We start from the raw sequence: 18,873 nt of genomic DNA on the forward strand, positions 1-18,873 counted from the left end.
CTCAGTCCTTACCGCCCCCGCCGGAGCTGGCCGACGGCGTGATGATGACGACGCGGTCGTCGCTCGAAACCGGGGAACCGCCGTCCTTGTTGACCGTCCCGGCGAGCGCGATCTGCGGGTTGACCATGCTCATCGCGGACAGCCTGCCGAAGGTCTTCGGCGGCTTGCCGACCTTGCCGTCCATGACGACGTTGGGCTTGCCGGTCACCGCCCCGTCCGGGGTGACCGGCAGGTTCTGCAGGTTGCCCGCGACGGACGTGGCGATCGAGAGATGGCCGGTGGCACCGACGAAGTCCGCGCAACCCGCGACACCGGGTTTGTCGGTCCAGCTCCAGGCCGGGGTGGTCAGCGGCTGGCCGCCGCGAAGCCGGTACAGGACGTCCTTGTCGGCCAGCCTGTCGGTGAGCCACACGCGGGAACCGGCCTGGTCGCGGCAGATCCCGCCGGGGGAGTGCACACCGGTCGAGAAGACCGCCGAACCGGCGGTGGGGTTGCCCGCCGCCGGTTTGCCGGAGGTGTCGATGCGCAGCACCTTCCCGGCCAGCGACGCCGGATCGGCCGCGAGCCCGGGGTTGCCCGCGTCGCCGGTGGCGACCAGGAGCGCGCCCTTGGCGTCGGTGCCGATCGCGCCGCGGTTGCCGGTGGGCCCCTTGGGGATCCCGGTCAGCACCGGTTTCGGCGCCTGGCCCTTCGCCAGGCGGACGACCCGGTTGTCGGTCGGGGTGGTGATGTAGGCGAAGACGAGCTGGTCTTCGGCGAAGCCGGGGGAGAGGGCGAGCGACGTGAGGCCGCCGTCGCCGGAGCCGTCCACGGGAACCGTCGCCCAGTCGGCCGGGTCCTTCTCCGCGGCGGCGAGCAGGATCCGGCCGCTCTTGCGTTCTCCGGCGAGCGCGCTGGGAGCGGTGCCGTCACCGGGGATCGCGGCCACGGCGGCGACGGTGTCCAGGCAGGTCGCGATGACGGCCTTGTCGAAGTCCTTGCAGCCCTGGGGCGGCGGCACCGGCGTCGGCGCCCGGTTCGGCCCGTTTCCCCGGCCGGGACCGGCGTCGCCCGCTTCACCGCCCGGCCCGATCTGCGGCGGGACCTCGGGGGACGGCGGGTTGACCGGGGTGAACTTCTGCCCGGCGGCCGTGTTGTCGAATTCGGCGCAACCGGAGAGCATCAACGCGCCGCAGGCCAGTATGGCCAGCGGCGCGGTCCATTTCCGCCGGTACCGGGTACGCACGGGCCCAGCCTAGGTGGGCGTACGTGAGCCACGGGTAAGAGCTCCTGGATACCGTGGTGATCATGACAGTGACCGTTCTCGTGCCCGACGAAGAGGGAGTGGCCGCGCTTTCGGAGATCGAAGGCGTGCGTCCGGTGGTGTACCGCCGCGGCGAGCCGGTGCCCGCCGAAGCCGCCGAGGCCGAGGTCCTCGTGACCGGTGACGGGCCCAGCGACGAACTCTGGCGCGAACTGCCGAACATCAAACTCGTGCAACTGCTGGCGGCGGGCGCCGAGGACTGGGTCGGCAAGGTGCCGGACGGCGTCCTGCTCTCGACCTGCCGAGGCGCGCACGGCGGAAGCTCGGCCGAGTGGGTCGTCGCGGTCCTCCTGACGATCTACCGCGACCTCGGCGGATTCGCCGACGGCCATCGGCGGAAGCACTGGGAACGCCGGATCACCGACACCCTGCAGGGAAAGCGGGCGCTCATCGTCGGCGCGGGCGACCTCGGCAGGCATCTGTGCCGACGGCTGGAGACGTTCGACGTGCGCTGCACGATGGTGGGCGCGACGGCCCGCGAGGGCGTCCACGGCAACGACGAGCTCCCCGCCCTGCTGCCCGAACACGACGTCACCGTCCTGATGGTGCCGCTCACGCCGCATACGCGGGGCATGGCCGACGCGGCGTTCCTGGCCGCGATGCCGGACGACGCGATCCTCGTCAACGTGTCGAGGGGCCCGGTCGTGGATACCGACGCGCTCGTCGCGGAGCTCGCGTCGGGACGGCTGCGCGCCGCCCTCGACGTCACCGACCCGGAGCCCCTGCCCGAGGGGCATCCGCTGTGGGACGTGCCGGGACTGCTGCTGACACCGCATGTCGCGGGCGCGGTGAGCGGGCGGCGGCGACGCGCCTACGCGGTGGTGGTCCGGGAACTGAGCCACTATCTGGGCGGGGAGCTGCCGAAGAACCTGGTTCACGGCGAATACTGAGCATCGTGGCGAATCTTCATGTCGGCTGCGCGATGTGGACGCACAAGGCGTGGGCAGGCCGGTTCCTGCCGCGGTCGCTGCCCGCCGGGGAGCGCCTCCGGGCCTACGCCGGCTGGTGCAACGCGGTCGAGGGCAACACGACCTTCTACGCGACCCCGGCCAGGGAAACCGTCGAAACATGGGCGCGGCAGACCGGCCCCGGCTTCCGGTTCGTGGTCAAGCTGCCCAAGGTCGTCACGCACGAGAAACGGCTCGCCGGCGTCGAGACCGAGATGCGGGCGTTCCTGGACGCGATCGAACCGCTCGGCGAACGGGCGGTCCTGTGGACCCAGCTGCCCGGCTCGTTCGGCCCGCCGGACGTCGACGCCCTCGGCCGCTTCCTGCGCCGTCTCCCTGCCGGGCTCCGGCGCGCCGTGGAGGTGCGTCACCCGGCGTTCTCCACCGAAGCGACCTCGTTGCTGGAGAGGACTCTCGCCGACGCGGGCGCCGAGTGGGTGCCGTTCGACACCACCGTCTTCTTTTCGAGCCCGCCGATCAGCGAGGCCGAACAGGACGCCTGGGCGAAGAAACCCCGGCTGCCGCGGCGGACGCGGGCGCTGACCGACCGGCCGATCGTCCGCTATCTGGGCCGTGACGCGGCCGAGGAGACCGTCGCGGGATGGCGACCGTGGGCCGAGGTGGTCGCCGGATGGCTGCGCGAGGGCCGGTCGCCGACGGTCTTCGTGCACACGCCCGACAACGACGACGCCCCGGCGCTCGCCCGCCGTTTCCACGACGACGTGCGCGCCCTGGTGCCCGGCCTCGACCCGCTGCCGGAGCCCGAACCGGTCGAGCCCGCGACCCTGTTCTGAACCGTCATGGACAACACACGTGTCCAGATGGACGACACGCGTGACTGGACGGACGACACACCTCGAGGCCGGTTCCGTCGCCGTGTCGTCCGTTCCGACACGCGTGTCGTCCGTCCGATCACGCGAGATGTCCGTCTCGACACGGGGACGTCCGGCGGTTCGGTCGCCTGACGGGCCGGTTTCCCCTACCCTTCGCGCGTGAGCGATGACTATCAGACCAGCATGATCTCGGACGTGGCCGACGCCGACAGCGGCCCCGGCCCGGCGGAGACCAGGGGCGGGATCGATCTCGGTCTGCTCGTCCTGCGAGTGGTGCTCGGCGTGACGATGGGCGCACACGGGCTCCAGCACCTCTTCGGTGCCTTCGGCGGCCCGGGGGTCGGCGGCTTCGCCAGGGCACTCGGCGGCATGGGCTACACAAGCCAGACCACGCTGCTTTCCTGGATCACCGGGATCAGCGAAGTGGTCGGCGGCGCGCTTGTGCTGGTGGGCCTGTTCACCCCGATCGGCGCCGCCGCGCTGCTCGGCGTCTGCGCGAACATCGTCTACGTGAAGTTCGGCGGCGGGTTCTTCCAGAAGCAAGGGCAGGGCTTCGAGTTCGAGCTCCTGCTGGCCGCGGCTTCGCTGACCGTCCTGTTCGCGGGCTCCGGGCGGATCGCGCTGGACGTCAACACCCCGTGGCGGAAGCGGCCGCTTTCGTTCGGGCTGATCGGGTTGCTGCTGGCCGCCGCGGCTTCGGTCGTGGTGATCGTCCTCTGCCGCTGACCGCTCGCCTTTGGACCTGGTCTCAAAACTCGGCGTGTCGCTAGGTGAACCACCGGCCCGCCCCTGGCTCCGCACCGCCCGCCTGTGGGCCCGGCCTGACGGACCGGAGGTCTGTCAGGGAGACTGGGGGCCAGTGCCCGCCCTCTCGACCTGGAGTTTTTGATGCCGCAAGGGACTGTCCGTTGGTTCGACGCCGAACGGGGTTTCGGCTTCCTCGCGCCCGAGGACGGCTCGCCGGACGTGTTCGTGCACGCCTCCGAGATCGTCGGGGACGGCGGCGCGAAAGTGCTCCGCGAGGGGCAGGCCGTCGTGTTCGAGGTCGGCGAGAACGACCGCGGGCCCCAGGCACTGGGCGTTCGCGTCACTGCCGATGCGGCCGCCGGCAGCGCCGTGGGCCTGCTCGGCACCATCAACTGGTACGAGCCGGGCAAGGGGTACGGCTTCGCGTCGCCGGACGGCGGCGGCGCCGACATCTTCGTGCACAGCTCCGCCATCGTGACCGGCGGCGTGGTCACCGAGGGGCAGCGGGTGGCCTTCCTGATCGTCGAAGGCGAGCGCGGCCCGCAGGCCGGGCACGTGATCCCGCTGGGAGCAGGGGCCGGCTCACCCGCCGCGGCTAGTATCGCGGACGGTGCCGACGGCACGGTGGCCTGGTACGACGAGGACAAGGGCTTCGGCTTCATCAACCCCGACTCCGGCGCCGGGGACGTCTTCGTTCACGCCCGGGCCCTGGCCGAGGGGCTGACGTGGCTCGCGGAGGGCGACCGCGTCGCCTACGAGGTGACTAGTGGGGACAAGGGCCCGCAGGCCCGCGACGTGCACCTGGTCCGGGGCGCCGAGCCCCAGACGGCGCCGCAGCGGTCGGCACCTGCCGCGGCCGCGGGGCCGGCGGCGCGGGACGTGCCCGTACGAGGCGGCGAGGGCGTCGTCGCGCGCTACGACGACGAACGCGGCTTCGGCTTCATCACCCCGGACGCAGGCGGCGACGATCTCTTCGCCCACGCGTCCGTGATCATGGGGTCGGAGCCGCTGCAGAAGGGTGACCGGGTCCGGTACGCGGTGCGTCAGAGCGACCGGGGCCCGCAGGCCGACCGCATCGAACGCCTCTGAAGAGGCGGCCCCACCGATGGCTGCTCTCTGGTCCAGTCGAGCACGGACAAGATCCTCTCTAGCGCGGCACGGTCATCGATCCGGGGCCGCCCACCCGGACCGCGCGGCGCTGGTCGGGACGGGATCAGGGGTTCGATCAGCTCCCAGAGCCGGTCTTCGACCCGCCGCTGCTGCGTCGTATTCGCCCACCGGGGCGTGCTAGGAAAGGTCCTTTCCTCGCAAATTTCGCCAGGAAAGGACCTTTCACAGCAGCCGGAGCGACCTACTTGTTCGGGTCGCGGACGGCGCCGGTGTCGGCCGAGGTCGCCATCCGCGCGTAGGCCCGCAGCGCGGCGGTGACCTTCCGGTCCCGCGAGACCGGCTGCCACGGCCGCTCGCTCGCCTCCATCTTCGCGCGCCGCTCGGCGAGCACGTCCTCGTCGACGAGCAGTTCGAGCCGCCGCTCGTGGACGTCGAGCAGGATCCGGTCGCCGTTCTGGACCAGGCCGATCGCCCCGCCCGCGGCGGCCTCGGGCGAGATGTGCCCGACCGAGATGCCCGACGAGCCGCCGGAGAACCGGCCGTCGGTGATCAGCGCGCACTTCTTGCCCAGCCCCGAGCCCTTGAGGAACGCCGTCGGGTGCAGCATCTCCTGCATCCCCGGGCCGCCCGCCGGGCCTTCGTAGCGGATCACCAGCACCTCACCGGGCTGGATCTCCTTCTTGAGGATGGCCGAGACCGCCTCTTCCTGGCTTTCCAGCACCCGGGCCGGGCCCTCGAAATGCCACAGTTCCTCGTCGATGCCCGCCGACTTGATGACGGCGCCGTTCTCGGCGAGGTTGCCGCGCAGGATCGCGAGCCCGCCGTCCTTGGTGTACGCGTGCTCGACGTCGTGGATGCAGCCGCCGACGGCATCGGTGTCCAAAGAGGACCAACGGTTCTCGGTGGAGAACGCCTCGGTGGTGCGGACTCCGCCCGGAGCCGCGTGGAACAGCTCGATCGCGCGCTCCGACGGTTCCTTCGCCCGGATGTCCCAAGTGGACAGCCACGACTCCAGATCCGGCGAGTGCACGGAGTGGACGTCGGGGTTCAGCAGCCCGCCGCGGTGCAGTTCGCCGAGGATGGCCGGGATGCCGCCGGCCCGGTGGACGTCCTCCATGTGGTAGTCCGAGTTCGGCGCGACCTTCGACAGGCACGGCACGCGACGGCCGATGGCGTCGATGTCGTCGATGGTGAAGTCGACCTCGCCCTCCTGCGCGGCGGCGAGGATGTGCAGCACCGTGTTGGTCGAACCGCCCATCGCCATGTCGAGGGCCATCGCGTTCTCGAACGCCTTCTTCGACGCGATCGAGCGCGGGAGCACGGACTCGTCGTCCTGCTCATACCAGCGCTTGCACAGCTCGACGACCGTGCGCCCGGCGTCCTCGAAGAGCGCCTTGCGGGCGGCGTGCGTGGCGAGGGTGGAGCCGTTGCCCGGCAGCGAGAGCCCGAGCGCCTCGGTGAGGCAGTTCATCGAGTTCGCGGTGAACATGCCCGAGCACGAACCGCAGGTCGGGCAGGCCGAGCGCTCCACAATGGACAGACCGTCCTCGTCGACCTCGCTGCTGGCCGACGCGGCGATCGCGGTGATGAGGTCGGTCGGAGCCTGCGCGACCCCGCCGACGACCACGGCCTTCCCGGCCTCCATCGGCCCGCCGGAGACGAACACCACCGGGATGTTCAGCCGCATGGCGGCGTTCAGCATGCCCGGGGTGATCTTGTCGCAGTTGGAGATGCAGACCAGCGCGTCGGCCTGGTGGGCGTTCACCATGTACTCGACGGAATCGGCGATGATCTCGCGCGACGGCAGCGAGTAGAGCATTCCGCTGTGCCCCATGGCGATCCCGTCGTCGACGGCGATCGTGTGGAACTCGCGGGCGACCCCGCCCGCCTCCTTCACCGCACCGGCCACGATCTCGCCGAGGTCCTTGAGGTGCACGTGCCCCGGCACGAACTGGGTGTAGGAGTTCGCGATGGCGACGATCGGCTTGCCGAAGTCGCTGTCGGTCATTCCGGTGGCGCGCCAGAGCGAGCGGGCGCCCGCCGCGTTGCGGCCGTGGGTGGTGGTCCGGGAACGGAGTTGAGGCACGGCTGACTCCAAGGTTCGGGATGGGGACCAGGGCGAACGAGCGCCAAACTGGTCCTACCAATCCTACTCCCCGGAATCGTCGCGCTTCTCCGGAGCCTCGGCCACGTCGTCGGTCAGCCCGGAGGGATCGGCCATCCGGCCCGCGCTGACCAGCGAGATCACCGGAAGATGGCGGGTGCGCACGGCGGGCAGGGCGACCTTGGTCTCGTCCTTCAGTACCGCCTGCACCTTCGCCTTCTCGGTGATGGCGAGGCCCTTGAGGGAGGTCCACGGCAGGTCCTTGTGCCCGAACATCGTCCGCACCTCCAGTCCCTTGGCCGTCGCCGTCGTGCGGGTCCGGATCACGAACACCGCCAGCGCGATCGGGAAGAGGTAGAGCCACTGGAGATACGGCACGTCGCCGAACGCGACAGGCGTCACACAAACGACGAGGAAAGCGATCGCCAGCAATGCCGTGTTCGGAATCTTGAAGACGGCCTTGCGGTCCTCGTTCGCCTGTTCCGACTGCTTTTCTTCTGCCACGTCAAAGATGGTGCACCGCCGCCTTCGCGGCCCCGAACGCGGGTCGCGTCACGCACCGAAGGTGTCCAGCATGCGGAATCGCCGTCCCGCAGAGTTGACACTCTTGACGGCGACCGGCTAGCTTCACTCTCGTGACAACGCAGACCGGCCTCGTACTTCCCAAGCGCGTCGACGCTTAGGGAAGTCTCCGCTGCGTCGACGCGCGACCCTCGTGCGACCACTCCGGTCGGCGGGGGTTTTTTGTTGCCTGGATAGAGTTTCACTGCCCGACCAGCCAATGAATACCCGAACGAGTGACTAGACAAGACGAGGCAAACAGCGATGACTAGTGCCACCTCGCGAGCAGAAGCGAACACCTCTGGAGCTCGTCCCAAGCCGGCGCCGCCGGCCGGGACCCCGGTGCGGGTCACGGGCGCGCAGTCGCTCGTCCGCTCGCTCGAAGCGGTGGGCGCGGAGGTCGTGTTCGGTATTCCCGGCGGCACCATTCTCCCGGCGTACGACCCGTTGCTCGACTCGACGAAGGTCCGCCACGTCCTGGTCCGTCACGAACAGGGCGCCGGCCACGCCGCCACCGGGTACGCGCAGGCGACCGGCAAGGTCGGCGTGTGCATGGCCACCTCCGGTCCCGGCGCGACCAACCTGGTCACCCCGCTGGCCGACGCGAACATGGACTCGGTGCCGGTCGTCGCCATCACCGGCCAGCAGTCCCGCGCGCTGATCGGCACGGACGCCTTCCAGGAAGCCGACATCTGCGGCATCACGATGCCGATCACCAAGCACAACTTCCTGGTCACCGACCCGGCGGACATCCCGCGCACCATCGCGGAGGCCTTCCACCTAGCCTCGACCGGCCGCCCCGGCCCGGTCCTGGTGGACATCCCCAAGGACGTCCTGCAGGAGATGACCTCCTTCTCCTGGCCGACGGAAATGCGGCTGCCGGGTTACCGGCCCACGCTGCGCCCGCACGGCAAGCAGGTCCGCGAGGCCGCGCGGCTGATCAGCAAGTCGCGGCGCCCGGTCCTCTACGTCGGCGGCGGCGTGGTCAAGGCCGACGCCTCGCGCCAGCTGATGGAACTGGCCGAACTGACCGGGATCCCCGTCGTCACGACGCTGATGGCGCGCGGCGCGTTCCCCGACTCGCACCCGCAGCACCTCGGCATGCCGGGGATGCACGGTTCGGTCGCCGCGGTCGCCGCGATGCAGCGGGCGGATCTGCTGATCGCCCTCGGCGCCCGCTTCGACGACCGCGTCACCGGGCAGCTGTCCTCGTTCGCGCCGGACGCCGCCGTCGTCCACGCCGACATCGATCCGGCCGAGATCTCCAAGAACCGCAAGGCGGACGTGCCGATCGTCGGCGACTGCGCGGAGATCATCACCGAGCTGATCGAGGCCGTCCGCGCCGAGACCGACAAGTCCGCGAAACCGGATCTGAAGGACTGGTGGACGCAGGCGAGCGCCTGGCGTGACGACTACCCGGCCGGTTACGAATGGCCCGAGGACGGGACGCTTTCACCGCAGTACGTCATCGAGCGCATCGGTTCGCTCGTCGGCCCGGACGCCGTCTACACCGCGGGCGTCGGCCAGCACCAGATGTGGGCCGCGCAGTTCGTGAAGTACGAGAACCCGCGCACCTGGATCAACTCCGGCGGCCTCGGCACGATGGGCTTCGCCGTCCCCGCCGCGATGGGCGCCAAGTTCGGCGTGCCGGACAAGCAGGTCTGGGCCATCGACGGCGACGGCTGTTTCCAGATGACGAACCAGGAACTGGCCACCTGCGCCATCGAAGGCGCGCCGATCAAGGTCGCCGTCATCAACAACGGCAACCTCGGCATGGTCCGCCAGTGGCAGAACCTCTTCTACTCCGAGCGGTACTCCAACACCGATCTCGGTACCCACAAGCACCGCATCCCCGACTTCACCCTCCTCGCGGAGGCGCTCGGCTGCGCCGGGCTCCGCTGCGAGACCAAGGAGGACGTCGACGCCACCATCCGGCGCGCCATGGAGATCAACGACCGCCCCGTCGTGATCGATTTCGTGGTGGGGAAGGATGCCCAGGTGTGGCCCATGGTGGCCGCGGGCACCGGTAACGACGAAATCATGGCCGTGCGCGGAATCCGCCCGCTCTTCGACGACGACGAGGTCGCCGCCGAGGCGGAGCTGAACGCCGCCACAGAAGGAGACGCCCGATGAGCGTGCACACCCTGAGCGTTCTGGTCGAGAACAAGCCCGGTGTCCTCGCTCGGGTTTCCGGACTGTTCTCCCGGCGGGGTTTCAACATCGAATCCCTCGCCGTCGGGCCCACGGAGAATCCCGAGGTGTCCCGGATGACGATCGTGGTCGCCGTTGAGGAGCTACCGCTCGAACAGGTGACCAAACAGCTCAACAAGCTGGTCAACGTCATCAAGATCGTGGAATTGGAAAAGTCCACAGCCGTGCAGCGTGAACTGCTGCTCGTGAAGGTCCGGGCCGACAACACCGTGCGCAGCCAGGTCCTCGAAACAGTGCAGCTGTTCCGCGCAAAGGTGGTGGACGTGTCGCCCGAGGCGCTCACCATCGAAGCCACCGGGACCTCGGACAAGATCGGTGCCCTGCTGCGGATGCTGGAGCCCTATGGCATCCGCGAACTGGTCCAGTCCGGAATGGTCGCGGTCGGCCGGGGCGCCCGGTCCATCACCGCCACCTCCGCTCGATAACTTTGTAAGTCAGGAAAGGAAGTAGTACCCCTCATGGCAGTGGAAATCTTTTACGACGACGACGCGGACCTTTCGATCATCCAGGGTCGCAAGGTCGCCGTGATCGGCTACGGCAGCCAGGGCCACGCGCACTCGCTGAGCCTGCGCGACTCCGGCGTCGACGTCCGCATCGGCCTGCCCGAGGGCTCGAAGTCGCGGGCCAAGGCCGAGGAGCAGGGTCTCCGCGTGCTCACCCCGGCCGAGGCCAGCGCCGAAGCCGACCTGATCATGATCCTCGCGCCGGACACGAAGCAGCGCTTCATCTACGAGCAGGACATCGCGCCGAACCTCAAGGACGGCGACGCGCTCTTCTTCGGGCACGGCTTCAACATCCGCTACGACCTGATCAAGCCGCCGTCGAACGTGGACGTCGCCATGGTCGCCCCGAAGGGCCCGGGCCACCTGGTCCGCCGCCAGTTCGTCGACGGCAAGGGCGTCCCGGCGCTCATCGCGGTCGAGCAGGACGCCTCCGGCAACGCGCAGGCGCTCGCGCTCTCCTACGCGGCCGCCATCGGTGGTGCCCGCGCCGGCGTCATCAAGACGACCTTCACCGAGGAGACCGAGACCGACCTCTTCGGCGAGCAGGCCGTGCTCTGCGGTGGCGCCTCCGCGCTGGTGCAGACCGGTTTCGAGGTGCTCACCGAGGCCGGCTACGCCCCGGAGATCGCCTACTTCGAGGTGCTGCACGAGCTGAAGCTGATCGTCGACCTCATGTACGAGGGCGGCATCGCGCGTCAGCGCTACTCGATCTCCGACACCGCCGAGTACGGCGACCTGACCCGCGGCCCGCGCGTCATCTCGCCGGCGGTCAAGGAAGAGATGAAGAAGATCCTCGGTGAGATCCAGGACGGCACCTTCGCCCGCGAATGGGTCGCCGAGGACGAGGCCGGGCGGCCGAACTTCACCAAGCTCGAGGAGCAGGGCAACCAGCACCCGATCGAGGAGACCGGCAAGAAGCTGCGCGACCTGATGTCGTGGGTGGACCGGCCGATCACCGAGACCGCCTAGTCGTCACCACGAAGGGGCCCTTCCGCGCGAAGGGCCCCTTCGTTTTGCGTACCGGAAAGCGATAGCGTGGGCACCATGAGTGAGCAGCCGGTGGACGACAAGGCTCATATCAGGCCGGACCTGGACTTGAGCGACGCGGTGTGGATCCGTGCGGAACCGGAGGGCGCGAATCTCGCGGACCGTGCCGAGTACGCGCTGGTGCCGCACACCGACGGCGTCACCTACACCGCGATGCGCCAGGCCTCGGATCCGGACGGCCACATCCTCGTGTTCACCCCGGCGGAATGGGACGCCTTCGTGAAAGGCGTCCGGGACGGCGAATTCGACCTGCCCGCCTAGAGCCGGGAAATCAGCTCGTCGAGCCGTCCGGTGGCGGCCGCGATGGCGAGATGGTCGGCGTAGTCGCGCGATTCGACGATCAGCCCGTCGCGAACGCGCAGCACGAAGATGTTGGAAACGCGGAATTCCGCGCTGCCGCCCGCCGTCCCCTGGTAGTCGAACTCGCCGATCACGACCTCGGGGTCGAGGGTTTCGTGGATCACCAGATCCCGGACCTGGAAGCGGACCGCGCCGCGCTCGCCGAACTTGAAATGCTCACGCAGGTCTTCCCTGGTCTTCATGATCTCCGCCCCGGGCAGAAACGGGTGCGTGACATGGGTTTCCTCGGCGTAGAGCTCCGGTAGCCCGGCCCAATCACCGTCCGCGACACCGTGGACGAGTCGTTCGAAAACGCCGCGCGGGCTCTTCGGGTCCGCCGTCGACGTGGGCCGCGGCGGCACCGGCGTGAGCTCGCGCTCCGCGGTTTCGTAGCTCTTCTTCAGCTTCTCCAGGCCGTCCTGTGCCGCGATGAGGGGCAGGTAGTCGTGGTAGTCGCGAGAGTGGACGATCAGCCCGTCCCGCACACGGAGAAGCTGGATGTTGGCGATGTCGAAGTACTTCCCGGTGTCCAGCGCCTCGCCGGCGTTGCGGTACTCGGCGATGATCACCTCCGGGTCGGTTGTCCCGTGAATCAGGACATCCGCCCTGTCCATGCGCACGTTCAGGCCGCCGCCGAAGTTCTTCCGCAAGGTCTCGCGGCCCTCGTACCGGGTCGGCACCGGTGGTCGCTGCGGGTTTTCGACGACGGCGTCTTCCGCGTAGAGCTCGAAAATCTCGTCCCAGCGCCGAGCGGTGACGCGTTCGGAAAGCTCGTCGAAGACGTCGCGGGGTGTGGTCATGAAGGTCTCCCAGTCAGACGTAAACGGAGTCTGTAGTCCGCCTTTGACGATACGGACTACAGACTCCACTTGTCCACCGGGTCACTCCACGACGGAGAGCACGACCTTCCCCGTGGTCTTCCCCGCCGTCACGAGTTCTTGGGCTTTCGCGGCCTCTTCCAGCGGGAACACCGTGTCGATGGTCGGCTTGAGCCGCCCGCTGTCGACGAGTCCGGCCAGCGCGAGCAGCCCAGTACGGTCCGGCTCGGCGAGGGTGAACCCGGCGGTGACCCCGGCGGCCTCGGCCAGCTCCGGCAACCGCTCGTCGTTCGTGCGGGTGAGCTGGACGAGCCTGCCGCCGCGGCGCAGCGTCTTGAGCGATCGGGGCCCGTACTCCAGGCCGATCGTGTCGAGGACGACGTCGACGTCGCGGACCTCCTCGGCGAAGTCCGTCGTGCGGTAGTCGACGAGTTCGTCCGCGCCGAGACCGCGGAGGAACTCGTGTTTGGCCGCGCTGGCCGTCCCGATCACGTACGCGCCGCGGGCCTTGGCGATCTGCACCGCGAGATGCCCGACCCCGCCCGCCGCCGCGTGGATCAAGACCCGTTGCCCCGGCTGGATATCCGCCGTGTCGACGAGGCTCTGCCAGACGGTCAGTCCCGCGAGCGGGACCGCGGCCGCGTGCACATGGTCCAAAGTGGACGGCTTGCGCGCGAAGTGACGGCTCGGCGCGGCGACGTACTCGGCGTACGCGCCCGCCTGGAACGGGAACGACGGCATGCCGAAGACCTCGTCGCCGGGGGAGAACAGGGACGCGCCCGCGCCGACCTCCTCGACCACGCCGGACACGTCCCAGCCGAGGATGAACGGCGGATCGCCCATCGGGCCGATGCCGCCGGTCTCGCGGGTCTTCCAGTCGACCGGGTTGACGCCGGCGGCGTGCACCCGGACCAGGATCTGCGTCGGGCCCGGGACGGGTTTTTCGACGTCGACGAGTTGGAGGACTTCGGGGCCGCCCAGGCGGTTTTGGCTGATCGCTCGCATGGGTCCATTGTTCGGCGAGCGTCGTACCTTCGGCGAGAGTGCGGCGGGCCAGCGGTCGTCAGGATCGGGACACGCTTCTGGCCTCGTGAGTGGTAAGGACGGTTCTAACCGTCCTTACCACTCACGAGCGCCGCGATCTCGGTCTGCTCGAAGTGCTCGGCCCACCCCAGGGCCGACGACGAGTACAGCGAATCCTCCAGCGAAGGATCCGCCCCGCCTCCAGCAAGGCCCGCACCGCGTCCACGTGCCCGCCCTGCACCGCCAGATGCAGCGCCGTGACGCCCTCCCCATGCGAGAGCCCGCCGAAGGTGCCCTGACGGTTCACCGAAGCGCCCAGCTCCGCCAAGGTCCTGATCGCCGAAGCCTTTCCCTGGGCGGCGGCCCACGTCAGCGCCGTGCCCCGATAGACGTCGGCGTCGACCGAGGCGCCCCGCTCCACGAGGGTGCGCACAGCCGGGGAACGGTCGTTCCGCGCGGCCCACGAAAGTGCCTCGTCGACGACCTCGGCGGGATCGTCGCTCGGCCGCCATTCCGGGAAACCGCTGTGCGGCCGGTGGAATTCGCGATGCGCGCCCGCCGCGGGGGCGAGCGTGCCGTCCGGCGCGAGCAGCTCGTCGAGCAGGTCGGCGCGGCCGAGCCCCGCCGCCACCCGGAGGTTGCCGGGGGAGAGGCTGTGCGAAGCCAGCAGCTCCGCGGCCTCGCGGTGGCCCCAGAACAGCGCGACCACCAGCGGCGTCCCGCCGTCGCCCCGGGCCGGGACGTCGACCGGGGCACCCGCGTCGAGCAGCATCCTGACCAGCAGCGGTAGCCCGGCGTACCCGGCCTGGTGCAGCGCCGTCCAGCCGTGCACGTTGGCGGAGGCCGGATCGGCGCCGTGGTCGAGCAGGATCCGGCACAGCCGCTCGTCGCAGGTCGCGGCGGCCATGCCGAGCAGGTCGTTCCCGTTCTTCCCGTGCGCGTGGACAAGCGTGGGCAGGTCGCCGATCAGGCGCGCGAGCCCGGCCAGGTCTCGCGCGTCGATCAGTTCCCGTGCCTTCTCGAAGGCGAGTTCAGCCGGTGACGTCACGCTCCCGCACGCTACCCCCGACCCCCGACAGAACCCGCCATTCGGCCAGCGGGATCCGCTCGTCCCCGGTCAGGACCTGCAGGCAGACGTGGTCGGCCCCGGCGTCCAGATGCGCCTGGACGCGCGCGGAGATCTCGTCCTCCCCGACGGCGACCAGCGCGTCCACCAGTTCGTCGGAGCCGTAGTCCGCCTCGGTGAACCCGAACCGCCGAAGATTCGCCTGATGATGGGTGGCCAGGTCCAGGTACATCGACACGTGCCGCCGCGCGATCTCCCGGTCCGGCCCCAGCACGACGGCCTGCTCGACGGCGAGGAAGGCGGACGGCCCGATGGCCTCCCGCGCCAGCGCGGTGTGCTCGACGGGGACGAAGTACGTATGCGCCCCATCGGTGCGTTCCGCGGCCAAGGCGAGCATCTTCGGCCCCAAGGCGGCCAGCACGCGCCGGCGCGGGGAGTCCGGTGTGGACAGTTCGGTCGCGTCCATTTCGTCGAGGTAGCCGCGCATTCCTTCCAGCGGTTTCGCGCCCGGAAGATGCCCGCCCAGTCCGAGGACGAAGCGGCCGGGGTACGCCTCGGCGAGGGTTCGCTCGGCGGCGGCCGCGGCGACGGGGGCCCGGTGGGAGAACCGCGCGATCCCGGTGGCGACGGTCAGCCGTGACGTCGCCGCCAGCAACAGTCCGGCCTGCGTGAACGCCTCCCGGCCCAGGTACTCCCCGAACCACAGCGTGTCGAAGCCGAGCTCCTCGACTTCCGCGGCCGCCTCGCGGACTTCACCGATTTCCTTGCCGTCGAAGGAAAACGTCCAGATCCCGACGCTCATCGGGTCACCGCCGTCAAGGCAGGGGCGAGCCGTTCCAGCTGGTCCACGATGGACGCGAGGTCGTCTCCGACGGGGTTGACGAGCACGGTGTCCGCACCCGCGTCGACGAGTTCCTTGAGCCGCCCGGCGATCCGCTCTTCGTCGCCCCACGCGGTCAGTCCGTCGACGAGCCGGTCGCTGACGTCGTCGATGTCCGCCTCGGTGTAGCCCAGTCGTTTCCAGCCCTTGAAGTAATGGGGGATGCCGTACTGCTTCATCAGCCCGATGTCCCTCGCCACACTCTTCCGCGCCTGTTCACGGTCGCCGAGCAGGACGGAATGGGTGGGGATGAGCAGCTTGTCCGGGCCGAGGATCTCGCGCGAGTACGGCGTGTGCTCGAAGGGCTGGGCGAACGGATGCGCCCCGTCCGTGAGATCCCGCGCGAGTTCGAGCATCTTCGGCCCGACGGCGGCGAGTACCCGCGGGAACGGGACCGGCGAAGGGAATTCCTCCGCCGCCGCGGCCATGGCCGTCAGGTAGTCGCGGGTCTGGTCGAGCGGCCGGTAGTCCGAGCCCGCTTTCGCCGCCTGATACGAGTGGCCGATCCCGACGCCGAGCACGAACCGGCCCGGGAACGCCTGTGCGAGCGTCCGCCCGCCGCTGTGGGCGGTGTACGCGGGCCGGGACCAGATGTTCGCGATCCCGGTGCCGACCACCACGCGCTCGGTGGCCGCGAGGGTGATGGCGCTGTACGCGAACAGCTCCCGGTTGCCAGGCCCCTCGCCACCCCACGCGGTGCGGTAACCCAGCTCTTCCAGGCGCCGGATCGCCCGCCGTTCTTCGTCGGGTGTCGGCGCGAACATGCCGACCGGCAGCCAGACACCCACCGGGCCCAGCCGCTCCCGGGTTTCTTCGATCAGATCCATCACAGTCTCCCCAGCTAACATGAGGCAGCCTCCGCTTACGTCGCCCAACTATACGGAGGCTGCCTCCGATTTGTCGAGACTAGGCTCGGGAGCGCGATGGACACCGAGAAGAAGCCGCTGCGGGCGGACGCCCGGCGCAACTACGAACGCCTCCTCGACGAGGCGAGGCGCGCCTTCGCCGCACATGGGGTCGAGGCGTCGCTGGAGGAGATCGCGCGCCGGGCCGGAGTCGGCATCGGAACGCTCTACCGGCACTTCCCCTCGCGGGAGGCCTTGGTCGAGACGGTGCTCCGCGAGGGCTTCGACGCGCAGGCCGAGGCGGCTCGCGAGCTGCTGAGCTCTCCGGAGCCGGTGGAGGCGCTGAAGGCCTGGTTCGCCGGGATGGGTGAACAGTCGGCGCGCTACCGGGGGCTGCCCGAGCTGATGGTCGACGTCCTCAACGACGAGACCTCGCCGCTGTACGCCTCCTGCCACGCCATGCGGGACCAGGTGTCCCAACTGGTGGAAAGGGCGAAGGCCTCGGGGGAGCTCCGGGCCGACGTCACAGTGCACGAATTACTGGTGCTGCTGCACGCGCTTTCCTGGGCCAGCGAACACCTTTCGGGTGACAAGGGCCTCGAACGGCTCCTCGATCTCGTTTTCGCGGGATTACGGGCGAGTTAACAATCCCCTGTCACCAGGGCTAAACTGCGGCGCAACCGGGCACAACGGCGTGACCGTCAACCGCTTCGAGGCACTTTTTCCCGCTGAGAAGCCAATCAACCCCGAGTCGCAGGCACAGACCAGATAGTGGGAGCCGTATCGTGACCAAGCCGAACAAGCCCGTCGTCCTCATCGCCGAGAAGCTCGCGCCCTCCGTGCTGAGTGTCTTCTCCGACGAGGTCGAGGTCCAGCATGTGGACGGCACGGACCGCCCCGCGCTGCTCGAGGCCGTGAAGACGGCGGACGCGCTGCTCGTGCGGTCCGCGACGAAGGTCGACGCCGAGGTCCTCGGCGCCACCACCTCGCTCAAGGTCGTCGCCCGCGCCGGCGTCGGGCTGGACAACGTCGAGGTCCCCGCCGCCACCGAACGCGGTGTCCTGGTGGTCAACGCGCCGACGTCGAACATCGTCTCCGCCGCCGAGCACGCCGTCGCGCTGCTGCTCGCCGTCGCCCGCCGGGTCCCGGCCGCGGACCAGAGCCTCCAGGGCGGCGCGTGGAAGCGCAGTGCCTACTCCGGCGTCGAGATCCAGGGCAAGACCATCGGCGTGGTCGGCCTCGGCAAGATCGGCCAGCTGTTCGCGCAGCGGCTCGCCGCGTTCGACACCAAGCTCATCGCGTACGACCCCTACGTCTCGGCCGCCCGTGCCGCGCAGCTCGGCATCGAGCTGGTCACGCTGGACGAGCTGCTGGAGCGCGCCGACGCGATCTCCATCCACTTGCCGAAGACCCCGGAGACCAAGGGCCTGATCGGCGCCGAGGCGCTCAAGAAGACCAAGCAGGGCGTCATCATCGTCAACGCCGCGCGCGGTGGCCTGATCGACGAGCAGGCGCTGGCGGACGCGGTCAGCTCCGGCCACGTCGGCGGCGCCGGTATCGACGTGTTCGTCACCGAGCCCACCACCGAAAGCCCGCTGTTCGGCCTGCCGAACGTCGTCGTCACCCCGCACCTGGGCGCCTCGACCGCCGAGGCGCAGGACCGCGCGGGCACCGACGTCGCGAAGTCCGTGCTGCTCGCGCTGCGCGGCGACTTCGTGCCGGACGCGGTGAACGTCGCTGGCGGCGGCACGGTCGGCGAGCACGTCCGGCCGTACCTCTCGCTCACCCAGAAGCTCGGCACCCTGCTGACCGCGCTGAACCCGAAGGCCCCGGCCTCGGTCACCGTCGTGGTCAAGGGCGAGCTGGCAGCCGAGGACGTCAGCGTGCTGCCGCTCGCGGCCGAGCGCGGCGTGTTCTCCGGCGTCGTCGAGGACCAGGTCACCTTCGTGAACGCGCCGCGCGTGGCCGAAGAGCTGGGCGTCCAGGTCGAGCTGGTCACCGAGACCGAAAGCCCCAAGTTCCGCAGCCTGGTCACCGTCCGCGCGGTCCACGCCGACGGCACGACCCTTTCGGTCTCCGGTTCGGTCACCGGCAAGGACGAGGTCGAGAAGCTCGTCGAGGTCAACGGCCGTCACTTCGACCTGCGCGCCGAGGGCAACGTGCTGCTGCTCGAGTACCCGGACCGCCCGGGCATCATGGGCCGCGTCGGCACGCTGCTCGGCGAAGCGGGCCTCAACATCGAGGCCGCGCAGATCAGCCAGACCACCGACGGCGCGGACGCGGTGATGCTGCTGCGTGTGGACCGTTCCGTCGACTCGCATCTGCTGGAGCCGATCGGCGCCACCGTCGGCGCGCACACGATCCGCGCGGTCAACTTCGGCTGACCTCCCGGCACCTGAAGGCCCTCTTCCCGCGGCTCAGCCGAGGGAAGGGGGCCTTCACGCGCATTTCGCAATTAGCCGACTAAATGCGTTCGTTGTGTGTGCAAGGTTCTCGGGATCGCAGAGCAAGATTCAATAACGGTGAAAAATGCCTA

General features: G+C 69.6%; 18 protein-coding genes and 2 pseudogenes. 11 read left to right on the forward strand and 9 right to left on the reverse strand.

Going from position 1 to position 18,873, the window contains the following annotated elements:
• Position 1: 1 nt before the first annotated feature.
• Entirely contained in the window at positions 2-1,225 is a 1,224-nt protein-coding gene (locus tag MJQ72_RS18295; protein WP_240600551.1) for a sorbosone dehydrogenase family protein, read from the reverse strand.
• Positions 1,226-1,287: 62 nt separating this feature from the next.
• Between MJQ72_RS18295 and MJQ72_RS18300 the strand changes: the two genes are divergently transcribed.
• The 5 genes and pseudogenes from MJQ72_RS18300 to MJQ72_RS44825 all read left to right on the forward strand — a co-directional run bounded on the left by MJQ72_RS18300 (position 1,288) and on the right by MJQ72_RS44825 (position 4,919).
• The gene (locus MJQ72_RS18300; RefSeq protein ID WP_240600552.1) at positions 1,288-2,193 is read left to right on the forward strand and encodes a 2-hydroxyacid dehydrogenase; all 906 of its coding nucleotides are present in this window, start codon (positions 1,288-1,290) and stop codon (positions 2,191-2,193) included.
• A gap of 32 nt (positions 2,194-2,225) precedes the next feature.
• On the forward strand, positions 2,226-3,044 hold the full coding sequence (locus tag MJQ72_RS18305; RefSeq protein WP_240601357.1) for a DUF72 domain-containing protein: 819 nt from the start codon (positions 2,226-2,228) through the stop codon (positions 3,042-3,044).
• 222 nt (positions 3,045-3,266) lie between these two features.
• On the forward strand, positions 3,267-3,809 hold the full coding sequence (locus MJQ72_RS18310) for a DoxX family protein (RefSeq protein ID WP_240601358.1): 543 nt from the start codon (positions 3,267-3,269) through the stop codon (positions 3,807-3,809).
• A 162-nt stretch (positions 3,810-3,971) separates the two neighbouring features.
• Positions 3,972-4,169 (forward strand): annotated as a pseudogene (locus MJQ72_RS18315) (cold-shock protein); the annotation flags it as partial.
• A gap of 30 nt (positions 4,170-4,199) precedes the next feature.
• Positions 4,200-4,919 carry a cold shock domain-containing protein gene (locus tag MJQ72_RS44825; RefSeq protein WP_315860907.1) on the forward strand — a complete coding sequence of 240 codons (720 nt, stop codon included), beginning with the start codon at positions 4,200-4,202 and terminating at the stop codon, positions 4,917-4,919.
• Positions 4,920-4,957: 38 nt separating this feature from the next.
• On the opposite strand, the pseudogene MJQ72_RS18335 reads toward MJQ72_RS44825, so the two are convergent.
• The 3 genes and pseudogenes from MJQ72_RS18335 to MJQ72_RS18345 all read right to left on the reverse strand — a co-directional run.
• Positions 4,958-5,059, reverse strand: a pseudogene (locus MJQ72_RS18335) (IS5/IS1182 family transposase); the annotation flags it as partial.
• Positions 5,060-5,181: 122 nt separating this feature from the next.
• Positions 5,182-7,026 (reverse strand): dihydroxy-acid dehydratase, encoded by a 1,845-nt coding sequence (ilvD, locus tag MJQ72_RS18340; protein WP_240600553.1) that lies wholly within the window; start codon positions 7,024-7,026, stop codon positions 5,182-5,184.
• Between the two features lie 63 nt (positions 7,027-7,089).
• On the reverse strand, positions 7,090-7,548 hold the full coding sequence (locus MJQ72_RS18345; protein ID WP_240600554.1) for a PH domain-containing protein: 459 nt from the start codon (positions 7,546-7,548) through the stop codon (positions 7,090-7,092).
• Positions 7,549-7,869: 321 nt separating this feature from the next.
• Here MJQ72_RS18345 and MJQ72_RS18350 point away from each other — a divergent pair, with 321 nt between their 5' ends.
• The 4 genes from MJQ72_RS18350 (at position 7,870) to MJQ72_RS18365 (ending at position 11,627) form a co-directional block, all read left to right on the forward strand.
• Positions 7,870-9,738 carry an acetolactate synthase large subunit gene (locus MJQ72_RS18350; protein ID WP_240600555.1) on the forward strand — a complete coding sequence of 623 codons (1,869 nt, stop codon included), beginning with the start codon at positions 7,870-7,872 and terminating at the stop codon, positions 9,736-9,738.
• A complete protein-coding gene (gene ilvN, locus MJQ72_RS18355; RefSeq protein WP_240600556.1) occupies positions 9,735-10,241 on the forward strand; it encodes an acetolactate synthase small subunit in 507 nt (168 codons plus the stop codon). Before MJQ72_RS18350 ends, ilvN begins: the two co-directional genes overlap by 4 nt.
• 33 nt (positions 10,242-10,274) lie before the next feature.
• Positions 10,275-11,288, forward strand: a complete 1,014-nt coding sequence (ilvC, locus tag MJQ72_RS18360; protein ID WP_016336537.1) for a ketol-acid reductoisomerase — start codon at positions 10,275-10,277, stop codon at positions 11,286-11,288.
• 75 nt (positions 11,289-11,363) lie between these two features.
• Entirely contained in the window at positions 11,364-11,627 is a 264-nt protein-coding gene (locus MJQ72_RS18365; protein WP_240600558.1) for a DUF397 domain-containing protein, read from the forward strand.
• On the opposite strand, the gene MJQ72_RS18370 is transcribed toward MJQ72_RS18365, so the two are convergent.
• The 5 genes from MJQ72_RS18370 to MJQ72_RS18390 form a co-directional block, all read right to left on the reverse strand.
• Positions 11,624-12,505 (reverse strand): nuclear transport factor 2 family protein, encoded by an 882-nt coding sequence (locus MJQ72_RS18370; RefSeq protein WP_240600560.1) that lies wholly within the window; start codon positions 12,503-12,505, stop codon positions 11,624-11,626. The two genes, MJQ72_RS18365 and MJQ72_RS18370, sit on opposite strands and share 4 nt — an antisense overlap.
• 81 nt (positions 12,506-12,586) lie before the next feature.
• On the reverse strand, positions 12,587-13,528 hold the full coding sequence (locus tag MJQ72_RS18375) for an NADP-dependent oxidoreductase (RefSeq protein WP_240600562.1): 942 nt from the start codon (positions 13,526-13,528) through the stop codon (positions 12,587-12,589).
• Between the two features lie 121 nt (positions 13,529-13,649).
• Positions 13,650-14,594 (reverse strand): ankyrin repeat domain-containing protein, encoded by a 945-nt coding sequence (locus MJQ72_RS18380; protein WP_240600563.1) that lies wholly within the window; start codon positions 14,592-14,594, stop codon positions 13,650-13,652.
• On the reverse strand, positions 14,578-15,414 hold the full coding sequence (locus tag MJQ72_RS18385) for a TIGR03620 family F420-dependent LLM class oxidoreductase (RefSeq protein WP_240600564.1): 837 nt from the start codon (positions 15,412-15,414) through the stop codon (positions 14,578-14,580). The genes MJQ72_RS18380 and MJQ72_RS18385 overlap by 17 nt, the downstream gene beginning before the upstream one ends.
• Positions 15,411-16,319 (reverse strand): TIGR03620 family F420-dependent LLM class oxidoreductase, encoded by a 909-nt coding sequence (locus MJQ72_RS18390; protein WP_240600565.1) that lies wholly within the window; start codon positions 16,317-16,319, stop codon positions 15,411-15,413. Before MJQ72_RS18390 ends, MJQ72_RS18385 begins: the two co-directional genes overlap by 4 nt.
• Before the next feature lie 96 nt (positions 16,320-16,415).
• Here MJQ72_RS18390 and MJQ72_RS18395 point away from each other — a divergent pair, with 96 nt between their 5' ends.
• Positions 16,416-16,982, forward strand: a complete 567-nt coding sequence (locus MJQ72_RS18395) for a TetR/AcrR family transcriptional regulator (protein ID WP_240600566.1) — start codon at positions 16,416-16,418, stop codon at positions 16,980-16,982.
• A 140-nt stretch (positions 16,983-17,122) separates the two neighbouring features.
• Positions 17,123-18,721: a phosphoglycerate dehydrogenase gene (serA, locus tag MJQ72_RS18400; protein ID WP_240600567.1), complete on the forward strand. Its 1,599-nt coding sequence runs from the start codon at positions 17,123-17,125 to the stop codon at positions 18,719-18,721.
• Positions 18,722-18,873: the final 152 nt, after the last annotated feature.

It is taken from the genome of Amycolatopsis sp. EV170708-02-1 (genome assembly GCF_022479115.1).
Taxonomy (GTDB): Bacteria; Actinomycetota; Actinomycetes; order Mycobacteriales; family Pseudonocardiaceae; genus Amycolatopsis.

Coding starts and splice junctions, on each gene's coding strand:
- MJQ72_RS18300 (WP_240600552.1), top strand. CDS start 1,288: ATGACAGTGACCGTTCTCGTGCCCGACGAAGAGGGAGTGGCCGCGCTT.
- MJQ72_RS18305 (WP_240601357.1), top strand. CDS start 2,226: ATGTGGACGCACAAGGCGTGGGCAGGCCGGTTCCTGCCGCGGTCGCTG.
- MJQ72_RS18310 (WP_240601358.1), top strand. CDS start 3,267: ATGATCTCGGACGTGGCCGACGCCGACAGCGGCCCCGGCCCGGCGGAG.
- MJQ72_RS18350 (WP_240600555.1), top strand. CDS start 7,870: ATGACTAGTGCCACCTCGCGAGCAGAAGCGAACACCTCTGGAGCTCGT.
- ilvN (WP_240600556.1), top strand. CDS start 9,735: ATGAGCGTGCACACCCTGAGCGTTCTGGTCGAGAACAAGCCCGGTGTC.
- ilvC (WP_016336537.1), top strand. CDS start 10,275: ATGGCAGTGGAAATCTTTTACGACGACGACGCGGACCTTTCGATCATC.
- MJQ72_RS18365 (WP_240600558.1), top strand. CDS start 11,364: ATGAGTGAGCAGCCGGTGGACGACAAGGCTCATATCAGGCCGGACCTG.
- MJQ72_RS18370 (WP_240600560.1), bottom strand. CDS start 12,505: ATGACCACACCCCGCGACGTCTTCGACGAGCTTTCCGAACGCGTCACC.
- MJQ72_RS18375 (WP_240600562.1), bottom strand. CDS start 13,528: ATGCGAGCGATCAGCCAAAACCGCCTGGGCGGCCCCGAAGTCCTCCAA.
- MJQ72_RS18385 (WP_240600564.1), bottom strand. CDS start 15,414: ATGAGCGTCGGGATCTGGACGTTTTCCTTCGACGGCAAGGAAATCGGT.
- MJQ72_RS18390 (WP_240600565.1), bottom strand. CDS start 16,319: ATGGATCTGATCGAAGAAACCCGGGAGCGGCTGGGCCCGGTGGGTGTC.
- MJQ72_RS18395 (WP_240600566.1), top strand. CDS start 16,416: ATGGACACCGAGAAGAAGCCGCTGCGGGCGGACGCCCGGCGCAACTAC.